The organism is Streptomyces sp. TRD_SC_5 (assembly GCF_056836825.1).
The window spans coordinates 4111735-4130113 of record NZ_JBWZZS010000001.1; the positions used below are offsets into that span (position 1 = coordinate 4111735).

The 18379-nt window shown below is 68.4% G+C and carries 19 protein-coding genes and 1 pseudogene; 10 read left to right on the forward strand and 10 right to left on the reverse strand.

The window, feature by feature from the left end:
• Positions 1–24 precede the first annotated feature (24 nt).
• Both AC1P0E_RS19155 and thpR read left to right on the forward strand, forming a co-directional pair.
• Positions 25–1413, forward strand: coding sequence for an MFS transporter (locus tag AC1P0E_RS19155; RefSeq protein ID WP_482743372.1), 1389 nt, complete (start codon positions 25–27; stop codon positions 1411–1413).
• Between the two features lie 419 nt (positions 1414–1832).
• Positions 1833–2402 carry an RNA 2',3'-cyclic phosphodiesterase gene (thpR, locus tag AC1P0E_RS19160; RefSeq protein ID WP_482743373.1) on the forward strand — a complete coding sequence of 190 codons (570 nt, stop codon included), beginning with the start codon at positions 1833–1835 and terminating at the stop codon, positions 2400–2402.
• A gap of 246 nt (positions 2403–2648) precedes the next feature.
• Here thpR and AC1P0E_RS19165 read toward each other — a convergent pair whose 3' ends face one another.
• Positions 2649–3647 (reverse strand): aldo/keto reductase, encoded by a 999-nt coding sequence (locus tag AC1P0E_RS19165; protein ID WP_482743374.1) that lies wholly within the window; start codon positions 3645–3647, stop codon positions 2649–2651.
• Between the two features lie 412 nt (positions 3648–4059).
• Here AC1P0E_RS19165 and AC1P0E_RS19170 point away from each other — a divergent pair.
• Positions 4060–4203 (forward strand): annotated as a pseudogene (locus AC1P0E_RS19170) (IS5/IS1182 family transposase); the annotation flags it as partial.
• A gap of 51 nt (positions 4204–4254) precedes the next feature.
• On the opposite strand, the gene AC1P0E_RS19175 reads toward AC1P0E_RS19170, so the two are convergent.
• Entirely contained in the window at positions 4255–4701 is a 447-nt protein-coding gene (locus AC1P0E_RS19175) for a DUF6228 family protein (RefSeq protein WP_482745809.1), read from the reverse strand.
• 191 nt (positions 4702–4892) lie between these two features.
• Here AC1P0E_RS19175 and AC1P0E_RS19180 point away from each other — a divergent pair, with 191 nt between their 5' ends.
• Positions 4893–6584: an ISAzo13 family transposase gene (locus AC1P0E_RS19180; protein WP_482743375.1), complete on the forward strand. Its 1692-nt coding sequence runs from the start codon at positions 4893–4895 to the stop codon at positions 6582–6584.
• A 111-nt stretch (positions 6585–6695) separates the two neighbouring features.
• On the opposite strand, the gene AC1P0E_RS19185 is transcribed toward AC1P0E_RS19180, so the two are convergent.
• From AC1P0E_RS19185 to AC1P0E_RS19195, 3 genes are all read right to left on the reverse strand, one after another.
• Complete coding sequence (locus tag AC1P0E_RS19185; RefSeq protein ID WP_482743376.1) at positions 6696–7100, reverse strand: peptidase inhibitor family I36 protein; 405 nt, start codon at positions 7098–7100, stop codon at positions 6696–6698.
• A gap of 123 nt (positions 7101–7223) precedes the next feature.
• Complete coding sequence (locus AC1P0E_RS19190) at positions 7224–7424, reverse strand: DUF397 domain-containing protein (RefSeq protein ID WP_482743377.1); 201 nt, start codon at positions 7422–7424, stop codon at positions 7224–7226.
• Positions 7421–8269 carry a helix-turn-helix domain-containing protein gene (locus tag AC1P0E_RS19195; protein WP_482743378.1) on the reverse strand — a complete coding sequence of 283 codons (849 nt, stop codon included), beginning with the start codon at positions 8267–8269 and terminating at the stop codon, positions 7421–7423. Before AC1P0E_RS19195 ends, AC1P0E_RS19190 begins: the two co-directional genes overlap by 4 nt.
• Positions 8270–8313: 44 nt before the next feature.
• Here AC1P0E_RS19195 and AC1P0E_RS19200 point away from each other — a divergent pair, with 44 nt between their 5' ends.
• Together AC1P0E_RS19200 and AC1P0E_RS19205 are read left to right on the forward strand one after the other, a co-directional pair.
• Positions 8314–8721 (forward strand): hypothetical protein, encoded by a 408-nt coding sequence (locus AC1P0E_RS19200; RefSeq protein ID WP_482743379.1) that lies wholly within the window; start codon positions 8314–8316, stop codon positions 8719–8721.
• 103 nt (positions 8722–8824) lie between these two features.
• Complete coding sequence (locus tag AC1P0E_RS19205) at positions 8825–9805, forward strand: hypothetical protein (protein WP_482743380.1); 981 nt, start codon at positions 8825–8827, stop codon at positions 9803–9805.
• Between the two features lie 943 nt (positions 9806–10748).
• Here AC1P0E_RS19205 and AC1P0E_RS19210 read toward each other — a convergent pair.
• From AC1P0E_RS19210 to AC1P0E_RS19230, 5 genes are all read right to left on the reverse strand, one after another.
• Complete coding sequence (locus AC1P0E_RS19210) at positions 10749–11471, reverse strand: VOC family protein (protein ID WP_482743381.1); 723 nt, start codon at positions 11469–11471, stop codon at positions 10749–10751.
• 93 nt (positions 11472–11564) lie between these two features.
• Positions 11565–12182 (reverse strand): TOPRIM nucleotidyl transferase/hydrolase domain-containing protein, encoded by a 618-nt coding sequence (locus AC1P0E_RS19215; protein ID WP_482743382.1) that lies wholly within the window; start codon positions 12180–12182, stop codon positions 11565–11567.
• A gap of 176 nt (positions 12183–12358) precedes the next feature.
• Positions 12359–12745: a VOC family protein gene (locus tag AC1P0E_RS19220; protein WP_482743383.1), complete on the reverse strand. Its 387-nt coding sequence runs from the start codon at positions 12743–12745 to the stop codon at positions 12359–12361.
• Positions 12742–13035, reverse strand: a complete 294-nt coding sequence (locus AC1P0E_RS19225; RefSeq protein WP_482743384.1) for an ArsR/SmtB family transcription factor — start codon at positions 13033–13035, stop codon at positions 12742–12744. The genes AC1P0E_RS19220 and AC1P0E_RS19225 overlap by 4 nt, the downstream gene beginning before the upstream one ends.
• 614 nt (positions 13036–13649) lie before the next feature.
• Positions 13650–14423, reverse strand: coding sequence for a GDSL-type esterase/lipase family protein (locus tag AC1P0E_RS19230; protein ID WP_482743385.1), 774 nt, complete (start codon positions 14421–14423; stop codon positions 13650–13652).
• Between AC1P0E_RS19230 and AC1P0E_RS19235 the strand changes: the two genes are divergently transcribed.
• The 4 genes from AC1P0E_RS19235 (at position 14422) to AC1P0E_RS19250 (ending at position 18329) form a co-directional block, all read left to right on the forward strand.
• The gene (locus tag AC1P0E_RS19235) at positions 14422–15474 is read left to right on the forward strand and encodes a WD40 repeat domain-containing protein (protein WP_482743386.1); all 1053 of its coding nucleotides are present in this window, start codon (positions 14422–14424) and stop codon (positions 15472–15474) included. The genes AC1P0E_RS19230 and AC1P0E_RS19235 overlap by 2 nt on opposite strands.
• 97 nt (positions 15475–15571) lie before the next feature.
• Positions 15572–15763, forward strand: coding sequence for a DUF6381 family protein (locus tag AC1P0E_RS19240; protein WP_482743387.1), 192 nt, complete (start codon positions 15572–15574; stop codon positions 15761–15763).
• 445 nt (positions 15764–16208) lie between these two features.
• On the forward strand, positions 16209–17498 hold the full coding sequence (locus AC1P0E_RS19245) for an ATP-binding protein (RefSeq protein WP_482743388.1): 1290 nt from the start codon (positions 16209–16211) through the stop codon (positions 17496–17498).
• A 192-nt stretch (positions 17499–17690) separates the two neighbouring features.
• A complete protein-coding gene (locus AC1P0E_RS19250) occupies positions 17691–18329 on the forward strand; it encodes a hypothetical protein (RefSeq protein ID WP_482743389.1) in 639 nt (212 codons plus the stop codon).
• Positions 18330–18379: the final 50 nt, after the last annotated feature.

Genomic DNA, 18379 nt, shown 5'->3' on the forward strand with positions numbered 1-18379 from the left:
CGCCGCCAAGGAGGCGAACCCACTTTGAGTACGGGATCCGGAGCAGACTCCGCCCCCGCACCGAACACCCACCACGAGACCCTCAGGAACAAGGAACACCAGGGGACGGGCATGTTCTCGTCCCTGAAGATCCGCAACTACCGGCTGTTCGCCACCGGCGCCGTCGTGTCCAACACCGGTACGTGGATGTCACGCATCACCCAGGACTGGCTGGTCCTCGACCTCACCGGGTCGGCGGCGGCCGTCGGCATCACCACGGCCCTCCAGTTCCTGCCGATGCTGCTCTTCGGCCTGTACGGCGGTGTCATCGCCGACCGGTACCGCAAGCGGACCCTGCTGCTCTTCAGCCAGGCCGCCCTCGGGCTGTGCGGCGTCGCGCTCGCCGCCCTCACGCTCTCCGGCCACGTCCAGGTCTGGCACGTCTACCTGATCGCGTTCCTGCTCGGCATGGTGACGGTCGTCGACAACCCGGCCCGGCAGTCCTTCGTGTCCGAGATGGTCGGCCCCGACCAGCTGCGCAACGCGGTCAGCCTCAACTCGGCGAACTTCCAGTCCGCCCGCCTGATCGGCCCCGCCGTCGCGGGCGTGCTGATCACGACGATCGGCAGCGGCTGGGCGTTCATGCTCAACGGCCTGTCCTTCCTCGCCCCGCTCGTCGGCCTGCTGCTGATGCGCCAGAGCGAGATGCACAAGGTCGAGCGAGTCCCGCGCGGCAAGGGCCAGCTGCGGGAGGGCCTGCGGTACGTCAAGGGGCGCCCCGAGCTGATGTGGCCCATCGTCCTCGTCGGCTTCGTCGGCACCTTCGGCTTCAACTTCCCGATCTGGCTGAGCGCCTTCGCCGACGGGGTCTTCCACGGCGGAGCCGGGCTGTACTCCTTCTTCAACATCCTGATGGCAGCCGGCTCACTGGCCGGAGCGCTGCTCTCCGCGCGCCGCCGCTCCTCGCGGCTGCGGATGCTGGTGGCGGCGGCCATGGCCTTCGGCCTGCTGCAGATCGCGGCGTCGTTCTCGCCCACGCTGTGGCTGTTCGCGCTGCTGCTGGTGCCGATCGGCATGCTGGGCCTGACGGTCAACATCACCGCCAACACGAGCGTCCAGATGGCGACCGACCCGGCGATGCGGGGCCGCGTGATGAGCCTCTACATGATGGTCTTCGCGGGCGGTACGCCAGTGGGCGCGCCCCTGCTGGGCTGGGTCACCGACACCTACGGCGCCCGCGTCGGCTTCGCGACGGGCGGCGTGATCTCGCTGCTGGCGGGCGTGGGAGTGGCGCTCGTACTGGCCCGCCTCGGTGGCCTGCGCCTGAAGCTGGACCTGCGGCGGGGGCACCGGCACGTGGAGTTCGTACCGAAGGTGCCGCTCCCGCAGGAGGACGCCGCCGTACGGCCGAAGGAGCTGGCGACGGTGGCGTGATGCCGTCGACGTGACGTGACGAGCAGGTCCCGGGCGGCGTGCGCCCGGGACCTGTCGTACGTCGTCGCACGTCGTCGTATGTCGTCGTACGTCGTCGTACGTTCGTCAGGACTCGGCCCACTCGCGCAGGTCGCGCGCGAGGGCTCGTACGCCCGGCGTGCCGGGAGCCACCTGGGAGAGCAGCGCCGTCGCTCTGGCGGGGTCCGGCTTCAGGTGCACGCCGTTGGCTTCGAGGAAGCCAACGGCCGCGTACCACCCGAACCTGAGGTTCGAGTGCTCCAGGGGCCCAGCAGTACGAGGGTCTGGATCCTGGTAGCCATGCCACCATGTTTGCCTGCTGTCTGCGCAGGTGAAAGCGGAAGTGCACGTTCGAGTGGGCGGCGACCGCAGTCGATCACCGGGTGCCGGAAACTGGTCGTATGAGACTCTTCGCCGCCGTACTCCCGCCCGCAACGGCCCTCGACGAGCTAGGACTCGCCGTCGACCGACTGCACACTCTCCCCGGCACGGACGGTCTCCGCTGGACGGGCCGTGACGGCTGGCACTTCACGCTCGCCTTCCTCGGCGAGGTGGACGAAGACCTCCTCCCCGTCGTCGAGGAACGCTTCGCCCGCGCCGCCGCCCGCCAGGACCCCTTCCCCCTCCGCATCTACGGCGGCGGCCACTTCGGCCGGCGCGCCCTGTGGGCCGGGGCGGCGGGCGGCCTCGACGCCATGCGGCTGCTCGCGGACCGGGCGGACGCGGCGGCGCGGCGGGCGGGGGTGGCGATGGAGGAGCACCGGGCGTACAAGGCGCACCTGACGATCGCCCGGGGACGGACAGGCTTCGACACGGACCTGCGGCCGTACGTCGAGGCGCTGGCCGCGTTCGAGGGCGAGGCCTGGACGGTGGGTGAGCTTGCTCTCATGCGCAGCAACCCGCCGGTGGCCGGAGTGCCGGGAGCGCAGCCGCGGTACGAGGCGATGCGGATCTGGCCGCTGGGGCGGTGAGGTGCTGGGGCGGGGCGGCGGGGGGAGTGGGAGTCGTGTCCGGTTACGCTCGATGCGTGGACCCGAAAAGCAGAAACCGGATCATGGCCGGTGTACTCGTGCTGATGTTCGTCGTCGTCGCCGTGGCGGCCGCGGTCGGCGGCTAGCCGCCGCGCGGGCCGTGGCGCCACGGCGACACGAGTGCGTGCGTGCGTGTGTGTGTGCGTTCCTGCCTGCCTACTGCCAACTACTGCCTATTACTGCCTGCTACCAGGCGAAGGCCTCAGGAGACGGCCCCGGCCCCGGGAAGATCTCGTCCAGCGACGCCAGCACCTCCTCCGTCAGCTCCAGCTCGACCGCGCGCAGCGCCGACTCCAGCTGCTCCGCCGTGCGCGGCCCGACGATGGGCCCGGTGACTCCCGGCCGTGTGAGCAGCCAGGCCAGGGCAGCCTCGCCGGGCTCCAGCCCGTGCTTGTCCAGCAGATCCTCGTACGCCTGCACCTGCGCCCGGACCGTCGTGTTCGCGAGCGCGTCCGCCGACCGCCCGGACGAGGAGCGGGCCGCCCCGCCCTCACGTTCCTTGCGCAGTACGCCGCCCAGCAGCCCGCCGTGCAGCGGCGACCACGGGACGACCCCGAGGCCGTACTCCTGCGCGGCCGGAATGACCTCCATCTCGGCGCGCCGCTCGGCGAGGTTGTAGAGGCACTGCTCGCTGACCAGTCCGTACGAGCCGACGCGCCGCGCGGTTTCGTTGGCGCGGGCGATGTGCCAGCCGGCGAAGTTGGACGACCCGGCGTACAGGATCTTGCCCTGCTGCACGAGTACGTCGACCGCCTGCCAGATCTCCTCGAACGGCGTGTGCCGGTCGACGTGATGGAACTGGTAGATGTCGATGTAGTCGGTCTTGAGGCGCCTGAGGCTGGCCTCGACGGACCGGCGGATGTTGAGGGCGGAGAGGCGGTCGTGGTTGGGCCAGGGCGGTGTGTCGTCCAGCGACATGTTCGCGTACACCTTGGTGGCGAGGACGGTCTTGTCCCGCCGGTCGCCGCCCTTCGCGAACCAGGAGCCGATGATCTCCTCGGTCCGCCCCTTGTTGGCGCCCCAACCGTAGGCGTTGGCGGTGTCGAAGTAGTTGACGCCGACCCCGAGAGCGGCGTCCATGATGCTGTGGCTGTCGGCCTCGTCGGTCTGCGGCCCGAAGTTCATCGTGCCGAGGACGAGGCGGCTGACCTTGAGTCCCGTGCGTCCGAGTTGCGTGTACTTCATGGTTGACAAGCCAACGCCTTCGAGCGCGCTCGAAGCAAGGGGACGTGCGCGGAACTTGGGCTGACATAACGCGCCTCGAGGGAACGCTGGTCCTGGCGAACGGCATCGACCGACGAGTGCAGTTGTTGCGGAGCTCAGCTCAGGGCAGTCGAGTGCCGCGGCCGCACGCGCCGGACAGAAGCGCGCCATCCCATACGGAAATAGCTGCAGTTCAGGGTGAGAAGTCCCCCGGCCGTCGTGGCGAGGGAAACGGAAAGGGTTCTGATGCCGGAGAAATCGTCGCCGCTGTGGTGGCTGTTCTCCGCGATAAGCGTAGCTCTCTACCCTGTCGTGGTTTCTCCCGGAATGGTGAACCGAAGGCAGAAGGTCTGGGTTTCGTGCGGCCCGGTGGCGGGTTTCCTGGCGATCGCGGCCTACAGCGCCAACTACGACTGGTCTGCTTGACGCGATCCCGCCGGTCCGTGGGCGGGTCGGCGGGCCCCGCCGCAAACCGGATTCGCTGTTCGCCGACCGCGGCTACGACCACGACATCTACCGCGGCCGGGTCCGTGATCGACAACTTGGCACGTTGTGCCGCCTTAAAAGACTGACGAGCTGTCTCCGCTCACTACGGCGGGTCCGACTCCAAGAAGGTACGCATCTCGACAGCAAGGCGGCGCATGTCCTCACCAGGAGCATGGCTGGTCGTCATGTCGAAACGCCACTCGTCGTCGGGGAGACGGTCGTGCAGCCCCCACGTCAATCGGACGTGTGATCCTGCGTGCTCGGCAGCCAGCGTCAGGTCGTCCTCAAGAGAGCGCCAGGTCCTAGTGCCGTTCCATCCTCGAAACTCTTCGGCCAGCTCGGCGAGGAAGACATCGAGGCCGTCACCGTTCCAGGTCCTCACCGTGACCTCGATCCGCACCGACTCACCTTGAGCCGTCACGAGGAAGTCCCGCAGCAAGTCATCACGCTCTTCCGGGAAGGAGCGTGTCAGCTGGTGGAAGCGCAGGCTGATCGCTCGATAGCGATCACCTCCGACGCGGACAGCTGGGTTGGTGTCGTCTTCCTCCATCACGAGTGCAGGCTACGGCCACGAGAACCCCTGTGACCAGGGTGTTTCTCCCTACTACCGGACACCGGCCACCGGCCACCGGCCTTCGGAGTGAGCCCAGTGCAGTCTCGACGCCGTCATTCCGTTAGCCGTTGTTAGGGCGTGCAGATCTTTAACTCGTGGCTTTCCGCTCGGTGATTCGTTGGTCTGGCATGAGCAGGTTGGAAAAGCAACGAGTGGTGCTGGCAACCAAGTTCGGGGCGATTCTGCCGCACCTGGACGAGCGGCAGCGCCGCCTGTTGATAGGGGCAGAAGCCCAGTCCCTCGGCCATGGCGGGATCAGAGCGGTCGCCCGCGCCGCTGGTGTCCGTGAAGCCACGGTGTCTGCCGGAGTGCGGGAACTCGACTCCGGCGAGGCCCCGTTGGGGCGTATTCGGCGGTCCGGCGGTGGCCGCAAACGCGTCGTCGACCTGAACCCGGCGGTTCGGGAGGCGCTTCTCATGCTGGTCGAGCCCGAGGTCCGCGGAGATCCCATGTCGCCGCTGCGCTGGACTACCAAGTCCACCCGCAAGCTCGCCGAGCAGCTGACCCGGCAGGGCCACAGGATTGCCGCGGACACGGTGGGCGACCTCTTGCGCGAGGAGGGATTCAGCCTGCAGAGCAACGCCAAGACCCTGGAAGGCAAGCAGCACCCCGACCGGGACGCGCAGTTCCACTACCTCAACGAACAGGCCCGCGACCACCAGGACGGCGGCGCTCCGGTGATCAGTGTGGACACGAAGAAGAAGGAACTGGTCGGTCCCTTCAAGAACGGTGGCCGTGAATGGGAGCCGCGAGGCGAGCCGGTGCGGGTCGACACCCACGACTTCCCCGATCGTGAGCTGGGCAGGGCGGTGCCCTACGGCATCTACGATGTCGCCGCGAACGCCGGCTGGGTCAACGTGGGCACCGACCACGACACCGCCGCGTTCGCCGTCGAATCCATCCGCCGCTGGTGGAACGGAGCCGGGCGGACCACCTATCCGACAGCCGACCGGCTGCTGATCACCGCCGATGCGGGCGGATCCAACGGGTATCGCACCCGCACCTGGAAGACCGAACTTGCCCGGTTCGCAGCCGAAACCGGCCTGACGATCACCGTCTGCCACCTGCCTCCCGGAACATCGAAGTGGAACCGGATCGAGCACCGGCTGTTCTCCCACATCACCATGAACTGGCGGGGAAGGCCCCTGACCAGCCACGAAGTCATCGTCGAGAGCATCGCCGCGACCACCACCAAAACCGGCCTGACCGTGCACGCCGAACTCGACACCAACCCATACCCCACCGGCATCCAGGTCAGCGACGACGAGATCGCCGCCCTGCCAATCACCCGGCACCGCTTCCACGGCGACTGGAACTACACCCTCCACCCCCACGACCTGATGGACGCGGCGACGGCCGACAGCGCGCCAGGCCAGGACCCGGCGGACAGGCCACATTGCCTCACGCAGCATTCCCTACAGGACCCTGAACTGACCGGCATGACCCGCCAACAGCTCACCGAGCTCATCGACGCGCTGGCGCCCGCGCTGGAGGTTCAACGCGAGCGAGTACTCCGCACCCGCCGCGGTCACGAGCGCCTGGTCGCCTCCGGCGCAGGAGCCAAAGCCAAGCTCACCGCAGCCGACCGGATCCTGGCCACCGTGCTCCACCTGCGCAAGCTCGCCACCATGGACCTCCTCGGCCAACTCTTCGGCGTCACCGCGATGACCATCAGCCGCGCAAAACAGGAGGTCCACCCACTCCTGGAAGCACACGGCCACCACATCAACACCTCAACCGCCCGCCTCCGCACACCAGCCGACGTCGCAACCTTCCTCGCTCCCGACCCCAACCAGACCAAGGTCAAAAAGACGAGTTAAAGATCTGCACGCCCTTAGCCGGTACTGCCCCCGCCAGGTGCGTGGCGGGGGCAGCGGCTGGTATCAGCGGGCCAGTCTGTTGGCTGGTCAGCTGGTCAGCTGGTCAACCGGTCATCCGCAGGAGCCGCTGATCCAGCGGTGCGACTTGAGCATGTAGGTACCCGCCAGGTTGCCTCGCTGGCCCTGAGGCGTGCAGCCCTTGCGCGTGTTGTAGTTGCGCCACTGGTAGTAGGCGACACCGGAGGCCGAGCTGGTGCCCCGGTTCCACACCGACTTCACGTTCGTGGTCTGGGACCAGGAACAGCGGATGGAGCCCTGCGTCCAGTCCTCGTCGGCGACGCTCCAGGAACACTTGGAACCGGTTCCGTTCGCTCCCGTGTAGAAGCAGACGTTGCCGCTGGCGCACGCGCCCCACGCCTGCTCGCCGGCCGGTGCGGCGGAAGCCACCGGGACTGAGATGGCGCCGAGGAGGGCTGCCGTTCCGAGGCCGGCCAGCGCGGTACGGATTTTGGGCATGATGAAGTACTTCCTCTCCCTCAAGGGATTTCCCCCGTCGCCCGGGTCAGTGAGCGACGCGCCCACGCTATGGACGCGGGCGCGGAAGGCCAAGAGCACCAATCAGCCACTGTGGCGGGGCAGTTAGAGGTCCGTGTCGCAGCCGTTTTCGTTGCGGTACGTCGCGACGAAGGCCGACCAGGTGGAGGGGGAGAGGGCGAGGGCGGGGCGGGTGGTGTCCTTGGAGTCGCGGACGTGGATCGTGTGGCGGGAAGTGGCGACCTCAACGCATTCGCCCTCTTCACCGCTGTAGCTGCTCTTGAACCAGTTGAGGTGCGATCTCATAGTTCCTGTGCCACCTGTTCGATCAATGTCGCGGACTCTTCGGGGGTCAGGGCGTGCGCCCGCAGAATGCCATATTTGCCGAATAGATTGCCAAGGTCGGGCTGTTCACTGACGAAGTAGCCGCCTTTGTGTCCTTCGATATACGCGAGCCGACGGCGCTCGGCTGTCTCCAGCAGGATCATTGGGCCCATGAGGCCGGCGTGAGTCTGCCGGTTATGAGGCATGACCTGGATCTCGACGTGGCGGAGCCTGCCGATGTCGAGGATGGCGTGCAACTGCTCTTTGAGCACCGAGGGGCCGCCGAGTGGGCGGGTCAGCGCGCTCTCCTCGATCACAAAGCCCACGTTGGGCATGGGCTTACGGTGGAAAAGCTGCTTGCGATCCAGTCGCGCCGCCACTCGCTTCTCGATCTCCTCGTCGTCCAGTGACGGGAAGTAGTTGCAGTTGAACAGTGCCCGTGCGTACGCATTGGTCTGGAGCAACCCGGGTACTACGTGGTCCTGGTACGAGTGGACGGAAGAGGCCTTCTGTTCCTCGGCCAGGTAATCCTCAGTCCATGGTGGAATCCCGCTGTCCTTGAACTCCTTCTCCGCCACGACCAGTAGTGCACCTTGTGCGCCCAGTGCCTCGTCCGCTTTGGGGACGAACTTGCCCCTAGGGGGTCGCTCCCCTCTTTCCACCATGGCTACCTGTGACTTGGAGAATCCGATGTGGCCGGCCAGCGCGTCCTGCGACATGTCAGCCAGGCTGCGATGGAAACGCAACAGCGCGCCGAATGACTTCGAGCCTCGTTCACCGTTGTGCACAGCAACCTCCCGGAGTGCACAGACCTGCACAGTCGTCATGTGGTGCTGGTCACATCCAACTCCGATGCGCAATCGTCTGTTTCATGAACAGAGAAACTGCGCCCTCATGGGTGCCCGCCCACGGTCACGCCCTGCGACATGCCGGAATCCACTTCGACGCGGTCCGGGTTGAGGGGATTCTGGGCGAGCAGGCGGCGTACGAACTGCTCCAGTTCACGGGGTTCCAGGCCGGGCCGATCGTCCGTGAAGAGACTGGCGCGCGGAACATGTACTTCCTGTTGCCACCGCAAACCGCCGCCGCTCACCGCTGGCCGGCAGGCGTGCGCGCGCTGAGCCGTAACGCGGGATGTGCGGCATTTGTCGGCGTACCGGCACTGGATGGGGCCACTTGGCCCCTGGGGTGGCAGTCGCGGCCGACGGCGGAAGTGCCTTTCGTCGACGGCGAGTTGTTGCGCGAAATGGTCGAAAGAGCGCTTCGTGCTGTACGGTAATCGCGTCATCACGCTCCGTTACTCGGAGCGGCCCCCGGCGGTGTTGGAGCACCGGCCGAGGACCTACACACCACTGGACTAGACACATGAGAGGTCCAACGGGATGCTTCGGCATGCTATCGCGCCCTCGCGCGACTACCTGAAGGCCCCGCACGCGATCGTGCGGCATTCGCGCCTCAACAACGACGCCAAGATGCTCCTGCTGTACGTGCTCGGGCTGCCCGAGAGCCGGTGCGGGAAGCCGTTGAGTGAGCACGCCGCCCGGCTGGGGATCAAGCCGCGGGCGTACCAGAAGGCCAAGGCGCTGCTGGTCGAGTGCGGGTTTCTGCGGGAGAGGAAGTGGCAGAACGAGCGCGGGCGTTGGGTTACGGAGCAGACGTTGACGAATGAGGTTGTGGTTGTCGCGTCACCGAGTGCGCAGATTCCGACGGCCGGTGATTCGGCCGGTCGGGTGGTCGTCGGCTCTCCTACGGAGGATGAAGAACAGGAGAAGAACGCTCCCCACCCACCACCCGAACGCGAGGCGGCCGACCTGGTCGATCCGGCCGATCCGGTCGATGCGGTCGATGCGGTCGGACCGGTCATCCCGGCCGGACCTCTGGCCGGGGAACTCGCTGAAGCCGAGCGCGTGTTGCTGTCGCTGCGTCGTGTGGACCGTCGGCTGCATCTGGGCGTACGGGAAGCTCGAGGGCTGGCGGAGACGGCGGTCGAGTGGCTGCGGCGGGGAGTCTCGCCGGGCGAACTTCGGCACGCGCTGAGCGCGGGGCTGCCGGTGGAAGGGATCAGGTCGGTGGTCGGCTTCCTGCGGCATCGGCTGGCGCAGAAGATGCCGGAGGTACCGTCCGCCGCCCGCATGCGCGCTACGGCGGCGCTTCCGCCGGACCGCGTCCGGGGCGAACTGGTGCTGTGCGGGGGGCCGGGCGACGATCACGCGTTCAGGCCGCTTTCGGGGGAGACGCTGTGCGGGGAGTGCCGCAGGGCGGCGGCGGCCAGGGCGGCGGGCTTCGAGCCTCGGCCGCGTGTCGAGACCGTACGCACGCCATGGCGGGAACGGGTAGCGGTGGGCGGCGCCGGGTTGGTGTGAGGCAGGGCGCGAGGGCGGGTGCGGGTGCGCCCGGGGCGTTGGCTGCGTCTGCTGAAGGGGCCGCCCTTTTCGGAAGTTTCGCGGTTGCGGGCCGGGTGTAAAGGGCGCTCCTGCGTCGCGTCGCCTGCGGCGATTCCGCTCCGCTCCACCCTTGACACCCACCCCTCCACCGCTGGTTCTTTACGGGGGGCGGCCCCCGGGGCCGGGCCCCGGCGCAAGCCCGTCACCGGGCCAGGCTCGCGCGGCCGACCGCCGGGTGAGTGGACGAGGCGCGGCAGGTCTATGGGGTGGTGCGGCCCCAGGCCAAGCGGCTGACGGGAACGGCCGCTGGTGCACCACCCCCAAACCCGACGCACACACGCACCCACACCGGCGGACGGCCGGCCGTTCCGGGGCGACCTGCGAACTCATGACCATGCGGGTGGGGCGCGGCAGTTGAATGGGGCGACTCGGACGGGCTCGGCGTCCACCCCCACCGGCGGTCGGCTGGGATTCATGCCCCGTTTCTGGGCTGGATGGGTGGTGAGGCAACGAGCCGCGCGGACCCGGCCTTCTGGCCCTGGCGGTCGGACCGTCTGGCACCCGAACGGATTCGTGTGGGTGGAAACGCTCCTGTGATGACGGGAAGCGATACGGGCGGGACTGGAGAGGTGGTGAGGTTCGTCAAGTGCGCGGTTAGTCCCATTCGGGAAGCCCTGAACCGGGGCTGCTGGAGTGACCAAGCTCCGCAGACGCCGAAGGTGGGGTGCCCGCGCCGGAAGGGGGACCACATCCGGCGGCGCCTGCGCGTCCGCTGCGAGCGGTGGGAGGCCCACCGTCCGCCACGCGGGCCGCCCGATCCGCCCACGACGAATGGCTCACAGCACCGACACCACCGCCCTACCCGGCACCACCCACGGTTGATGCCCTACGCCACGACAGGGAACAGACCGCGCTCCGGGACTTACCGTGGCGTCAGCACACAGAACTCGTGACCGTCAGGGTCGGCCATCACCACCCATTCGACGCCCCCTTGTCCGATGTCGATACGCGTCGCCCCGAGGGAGACGAGCCGGTCGACCTCCGCCTGCTGGTCACTGCCGGCCGGTGGGGCGAGGTCGAAGTGCAGCCGTTCCTTCCCCGTCTTCGGCATCAGGGGCGGACCACCCCACGTAACCTTCGGACCGCCGTGCGGTGAGCGGATCGCGGTCTCCTGGTCCCGGTCCCAGACCAACGGCCAGCCCAGCGCTCGGCTCCAGAAGTACCCGGCTTCCTGTGAACCATCGCCCGCCAGCGCTCCGATGAATCCGCACTCGGCGAGGAAGCTGTTGCCCGGCTCGATGACACAGAACTCATTGCCCTCGGGGTCGGCGAGCACCACATGTCCTTCCTCCGGACGTTGACCGATGTCGATGTGCCGGGCGCCGAGTTCGAGCGCCCTCTCCACCACCTGCTTCTGGTCGTCGAGGGACGTGCTCGTCAGATCGAAGTGCATGTGGTTCTGGCCCGTCTTCCGCTCCCGGGTCGGGAGGAAGCGGAGCCGGAACCCGGTTTCATCACTGGGCAGGAGCGTGATGCCGTCGGAGGCGTCATCGGACGTATCCCAGTAGAGAAAGTCCGCCCAGAAGCGCGCGAGACGAAGCGGGTCGTACGCATCGAAGCAGAGCGCGTGCAGGTGAGAAGTCATCCGCAGGTCTCCCGGTAGGTCAGGTGGGTCGTGCTGGAGCCTGCCCAGCCGATGCCACCCGGTCAACTGATGAACGGCAGTCCGTCCATGACCTCACAGGCTCGCGAGGAGGCCGTCGAGTGGGGGCGGTGTCCGGTCCGGTGCGAGGGCCTCGACAAGGAGACGACCGTAGCGGATCTTGCGGCCCTTCTTTGTGCCGAGGAAGCGCCGCACCTGCTGATGCCGGGGCCGGTCGTGCTGTGCGGGTTGGCGCTGGAAGGTCTGCCAGGCACGGAAGTCGCCCTCGGCGCGGAGTATCTCCTCGACTCCTGCCGTGCCGAGCACGCGGATGAGTTCATCCTCCAGATCCGCAGTGCATACGTAGATGTCCTGGAGAGGTGCCTGTGCCCGCGTCAGGCCGCGCTCGTAGAAGGCTTGTTCGCCTTCGTCGCACAGTCCTGTCAGGCGCAGACCGAGACCGGGCGGCCCGAGGAGGCCGGCATAGCGGCCGACGCTCATCGCCCCGCCCATCGGCACGACACACACTCCCTCGGCGGCCAGATCCCTGCCACGCCGGGCGGCCAGCGCCTCGACGGCCGCGAGATCGCTCAGCCCTTCCACGAGCACCGCGGTCCGCACCCTCAGGCTTTCCGCCAGATCGCGCGCCGGCCCGTCGGGACCGCCCGTCGCCCAACTGGTGACCGCATCCTGGAACGCCCTCATGTCCGCCATGGGGTGAGTCTGTACGTCCACCGGTGGCGCGGCACGGGATTATTCGACGGCCGCGAGAGCTGCGACGGTCCCGGCTGCCAGTGGCGCAAGCTGTGGTCGACCGACGGCACCTGGGAACGGCTCCTCCGGCATTCAGGCCGTGGACGATGCCGCGAGCGGGAGCGACGGGACCCTCCTTACTTGCTGTGCACGATCTGGATCAGGTTGCCGCAGGTGTCGTCCAAAACCGCAGTGGTGACCGGGCCCATCTCCAGCGGCTCCTGGGTGAAGTACACGCCGAGCTCGCGCAGCCGGTTGAACTCCGCAGGTACGTCGTCCACGGCGAAGGATGTTGCCGGGATGCCGTCCTTGACCAGTGCTGTCTTGTACGGCTTCACTGCGGGATGGCCGTCGGGCTCCAGCAGCAGTTCGGTCCCGTCGGGGTCCTCTGGCGAGACCACGGTCAGCCACCGGTCCTCGCCCAGCGGGACCTCGGTCTTCTTCACGAAGCCCAGCACGTCCGTATAGAAGCGCAGGGCCTTGTCCTGGTCATCGACGAAGACGCTGGACAGGTGGATCTTCATGGGGTGCTCTCCGGTGCGTCGGGCCTGAGCCACCGGGTCACGATGTGCTCAAGGGGTTCGGTGTGCAGATCGTGAAACTTATAGCGGCCCTGGCGCTGCGAAAGGACCAGACCCGCGGATTCCAGCACAGCCAAGTGCTGGCTGATCGCCTGGCGGGACAGCCCCAGACCGTGCTTGGTCACCAGCCGTGTGCAAATCTCGAACAGGGTCTGGCCGTCCCGTTCCACCAGCTCATCAAGGATGCGCCGGCGGGTGGGGTCGGCCAATGCCTTGAAGATGTCCTCCGCCATAACCAACACTTGGTGAATCCCGGCGCCTCTCCAGTCACACCCGTCTCCGCCGTATCGCTTCCGGCCGTCATGGGAGCGTTTCGACGTTTCGACCCACATGGTGGACCCGGAGGTCTCCCCTTCTCCCCGTGTGTGGCTGAAGTGCTGAGTGTGGCGCCCTGCCGGGTCCGCGCGGCTCGTTGCCTCACCACCCATCCACACCGGCAACGTGCTTGTAGCTCCGCCGACCGCCGGTGGGGGTGGACGCCGAGCCCGTGCGAGTCGCCCCATTCAACTGTCGCGCTCCACCCGCATGGTCATGAGTTTGCAGGTCGTCCCTGAATGGTCGGCGGTCCGCCGGTGTGGGTGCGTGTGTGCGTCGGGTTTGGGGGTGGTGCACCAGCGGCCGTTCCCGTCAGCCGCTTGGCCTGGGGCCGCACCACCCCATAGACCTGCCGCGCCCCGTCCACTCACCCGACGGTCGGCCGCGAGAGCCTGGCCCGGTGACGGGGTTGCGCCGGGGCCCGGCCCCTTCAGCAGACGCAGCCAACGCCCCCGGCCACGCCCGACGCCGCCCGCGCGCCCTGCCTCACGCCAACCCGGCGCCGCCCACCGCTACCGGCCGACTGCCCCGGTTACGCGCGGCTGAGCAAGGAGGGAGGAGAGGTGGCGGCGTACGGCGAGCCCATGCTCCACGCCCCGTGCATCGCGTCCGCGAAAGCCGCCGCCAGTTTGTGTTCGCCCGTCGGTCCCGGGTGCGTGCCGTCGTACGTGTCCTGGTGGATGTCGTACGTCGCGTGAGGCGCCGCCAGCAGCAGCGGGGACTCCTCGGGCGCGTCGAGGTTCGCGACCGCCTTCGTCAGCAACTCGTTGAAGCGGTCGCACTCGGCGGCGAACGGGGCGTCGGACTCCGCGCGGACGTTGGGGATGACCGGGTGGATCACCATCCGCACCCCGGGGTTGGCCGCACGGGCCTCAGTTATGAAGCGTTCCGCGTTGTCGGCGGTCTGGCCCGCGTCCGTGTAGAAGCCGAGATCTATCAGGCCCAGCGAGACCAGCAGGACGTCCGCCTTGGTCGAGGTGACCGTCTCCCGGATCAGGGGCGCCATGTGCAGCCAGCCCTCGCCCCATCCCGACAGGTGACGGCGCGCGTGCGCCGGAAAGGCCGGGTCGGCGTACTCGTACGACAGCGGGGCGTTCGCGAAGGTGTCGTACAGCTCGGTACGGGGGCCGACGATCTGGAACGGGCCGCCGTACGACGTCACCAGGTGCTGCCACATGCGATAGCGCCACGTGAAGTCGCCGGCGCGCCCGATGGTCATGGAGTCGCCGACGAACAGGAAGCGCATTGCGTCATCATCCCGGATCACCGCCGTGGCCTGCGACGTGATGATGAACACTTGGGCCATGCGCCCGCTCTCGTATGTCGTCGCCCCCAGTGCCGCAGCCGTCCTTCTCCTGCTCGCGTCCGCCGTCGGCGCCGCCGCCGAAGAGGGAGACGGCGACGGCGACTTCACGATCAAGGACCCGCGGATCACCGAGTCCAGTGGCCTCGCCGCGAGTCGGCTCCACCCCGGCATCTACTGGACGCACAACGACAGCGACGACGGTGCGTTCATATACGCCGTGGACTCCAGGAGCGGCGAGACGGTCGCGACTCTCACCATGCGTGGGGTCGGCTCCCCGCGCGACGTCGAAGCCATTTCCATCGGGCCGGACGGGAATCTGTACGTCGGTGACATCGGCGACAACCTCGACGGAAGCTGGAGCCATGTGTGGATCTACCGCTTCCCCGAGCCCAAGCAGCTCCGGAACGCGACTGTCGACGCGACCCAGTTCACCGTCAAGTACGCCGACGGGCCGCGCAACGCCGAGGCGCTGATGGTGCATCCCAAGACCGGCCGCGTCTACATCGCCAGCAAGAACGAGGACGGCGGCGGGCTCTACGAAGGCCCCGCCCGACTGTCGGCGGGGGGTACGAACGTCTTCCGGCGGGTGGGCGAGGTGCCGTGGGTGACGGACGGGGCCTTCTCGCCGGGCGGGAACGAGCTGGTACTGCGCTCCTACTTCAGCGCTCGTGCGTACGAGTGGAAGGACAACGGGCGGCTGGGGGCCGACCGCGGGGTGGGCGCACCGTTCCAGGGGCAGGCCGAGTCGGTGACGTACACGGCGGACGGGACAGCCATGATGTTCGGCTCTGAGGGCGTCGGAAGCGACGTACAGCGGGTGGATGTGGAGGGGCGGAAGGGGCGGGGGGACGACGGGTCCGGAGACAAGTCGCCCTCCTCGGGCGGGGGTGCGCGGGAGGACGGCAAGGGCGGGGAGGGCGGTGGTGACGGCAGTGGTGACGGCAGTGGTGACAGTGGTGGTGGCGACGGCAAGGCCGTACTGGGGCTCGTCGTCCTTGGGGGCGTGTTCACGGCTTTCCTCGGGCTGAAGCGGCTGCGGCGGCGGGCTTAGGTCGTGACGTAACGGTGTGTGATCGTTCGGCGTGCGAGCGTGACGAAGCCCTGGTTCGCTTGAGGGGACCCGCTCTTCCTAGCGTCAAGGAGTGACGATGAGCGTTGCAGGCGAATCCAGTGGCCGTGTGCAGCAGATGCGCGACAAGGCCGAGCAGCTGAAGCAGGCGGCCGAGCGCGCGACCGACCCGCAGGAGCGTCAGAAGCTGCTGGACAAGGCCGACCGGCTGCGGGAGCAGAGTCAGCAGGAGGGCAAGATGGGCGGCCAGCAGGGGTTCCTGCCCGAGTAGTCGCCTAGTCGCCCGAGTAGTCGGACTGGGTTCGGCAGTACGTCTGTCTGCCTGTCTGTTCTCGGCATCATCACGAGCCGATGGCCCTCCGTCCCGCGCGAGCGGACGGGGGCCATCGGTGCGTGATGCGTTCCAGGGAACGGTCGATTTCGCGTGCGTTCCCGGGAAGGGGCGATTCAGCGTGCGTTCCCGGGAGCAGGCGGCTGAGCGTGCGTTCCCCGGAACGGGTGCCCCCGCTGTCCGTTCCAGGGAGGGGCCGTGGGGGCCCTCGTTCCCCGGAACGTTTCCGGCCGTTCCCGGGAACGGCGCCCGCTCGCCCGTCCCCCTGGCTACAGACGGATCGTCCGACTTCCCGCCCGGGATTGTGCACAGTGGCGCAGGACCCGCCGCAGCGTCGCCCCTAGCCTCACCGGAACAGCACCAGCACCTATGAGGGGCGGTATCGGTGAACTGGCTCATCCATGACTATCGCGAGAGCGATCTCGCGGCAGTGGTCCACCTGATCGACACCACGGCCGAGCTCGGGCAGGAGTCCGTCTTCTCGCTCGCCGAGTGCATCGGTGCGCTCACCTCACGGCAGCCCGCCGTCGTCGCCGTGCACCAGGGTGTCCCCATCGGCGCGGCGCTCGCCTGTGTGGCCGGTGAGCGCGCCTGGGTGATGCGTATCGCGATCTCCTCCGCCTGGCGCGGGCGCGGTCTGGCCAGTGCGCTCCTGGTGGAGCTGGAGCGGCGGCTCGTCGCCGCCCGGGTGGGGCGTATCGCGTACGTACTGCCCGAGGAGGATCTCCTCGGCGAGGGACTGCTGAACGCGGGGTACACGCGCCAGCCCGCCGTCGCGTACTTCGAGAAGGTCGAGCCGCTCCACGGCCCCTCGGCCAACCTCCTGGAGGATCTCGGCGGGCGCTTCCTGCCCAGCGACCTCTGGGCCAAGGTGGCCGGCATGGAGGCGGAGAAGGACCTCATCGAGCGGCGCGTCGTACTGCCGCTCGCGCAGCCGGAGCGTGCCGCCCGGCACGGGGTCCGGCCGCCGCGCGCGGTCGCTCTTTTCGGGCCTCCCGGGACCGGCAAAACGACGTTCGCGAGAGGCATCGCTTCCAAGCTCGGCTGGCCGTTCGTCGAGCTGCTGCCGTCGCGGCTGGCCGACGAGGGCAATCTGGCCGCCGCGCTGCGCGACGCGTTCGCCCGTATCGCCGAGCTTGAGCGGGTGCTCGTCTTCATCGACGAGGTCGAGGAGATCGCTCCCGTACGAACCGAGCCCGCGCAGCCCGGCGGGATGCACGGAGTGACCAATGAGCTGCTCAAGCTCATACCGGGCTTCCGGGAGGGCGACGAGCGGCTTCTGGTGTGCGCCACCAACTCCATCCGGTCGCTCGACCCGGCGTTCCTGCGGCCCGGCAGGTTCGACTACCTGATCCCGATCGGTACGCCGGACAGGGCGGCGCGGGCGGCCATCTGGGCCCGGTACACGGACGGCAGGGCGGATGTGGACGTGGCGCGGCTGGTGGAGGCCAGCGAACTGTTCACGCCGGCCGACATCGAGCACGCGGCCCGCATCGCCGCCCAGGCCGCGTTCGAGCGGGACCTGGAGGAGATCGGGGCCGGCACGGGCGATCCGCGCGCGCTCGGTGCGAGTACGGAGGACTACCTGGCGGCCATCGCTCAGTGCCGGCCGACGGTGACGCCCGCGATGATCGACCAGTTCGACGCGGACATCACGGCCCACGCGCGATTCTGAGGGCGCGCGGGTCGACGGCCCCTGATGTCAAAATGGGACGGACGGCTCGGGGATGCTCACGTCACGTGGGAGGCCACGATCATGGCGTCGCAGAACGGACGAACCCCATCCTCTTCCCCTTCCCCTTCCCCGTTCGCGTCTCATCCGGAACCCGCGCCCCACCGTGACCTGTGGCCGGGGATCGCAGGGCTGGTGGCCGGAGGGCTGCTCATCGCCGGGCACATCCTGTGGATGCGTACACCGGACACGACCGGGCGTGGCGCGATCGGGAACGTCGTTTCCTTCTACTCGAAGGACAGCAACCAGGCGCTGGCGGAGACCTCGGCGCTGATGCTGCTGGCCACCGGCCTGCTGTTCATGTTCTTCCTGGTCGCGCTGTCCCGCCTGGCGGGGAACCGCTCGCACCTCGTGCTGGTGGGCGGCACCGTGTTCACCGTGTTTCTCATGGTCTCGGCGATCGCCGGGAACATGTTCGCGATCACGGCGGACAGTTCCGACGTGTTCCGCGTCGGCCCGGAGACGGCGCTCATCGCGATCCTGCTCCTGGACCTGGCGTACGGCGCGACGATCGCGGCGATGGCAGGCGCGGCGGTGCTGCTGTTCGCGGTGTGGCGTGTGGCGCGTGAGTCACGGGCGGTGCCGATGTGGCTCGGGTGGTTCGGGTTCGTGGTGGCGGTGCTGTCGCTGGGCGCGCCGTTCAGCGCCTGGGCCACGCCGGTGCTGCTGGGGGCGTGGATTGTGGCGGCGGCCGTCGTGCTGATCCTGAATGCGCGGGTGGCGCAGCGGGACGAGGGGGAGGAGCCGGCCGTGGCGCCCGCCGGAACGCCCTGACGTCCGGTACGTCCCGGGTACGTCCCCAGCGCGTCCGGTACGTCCCGGGC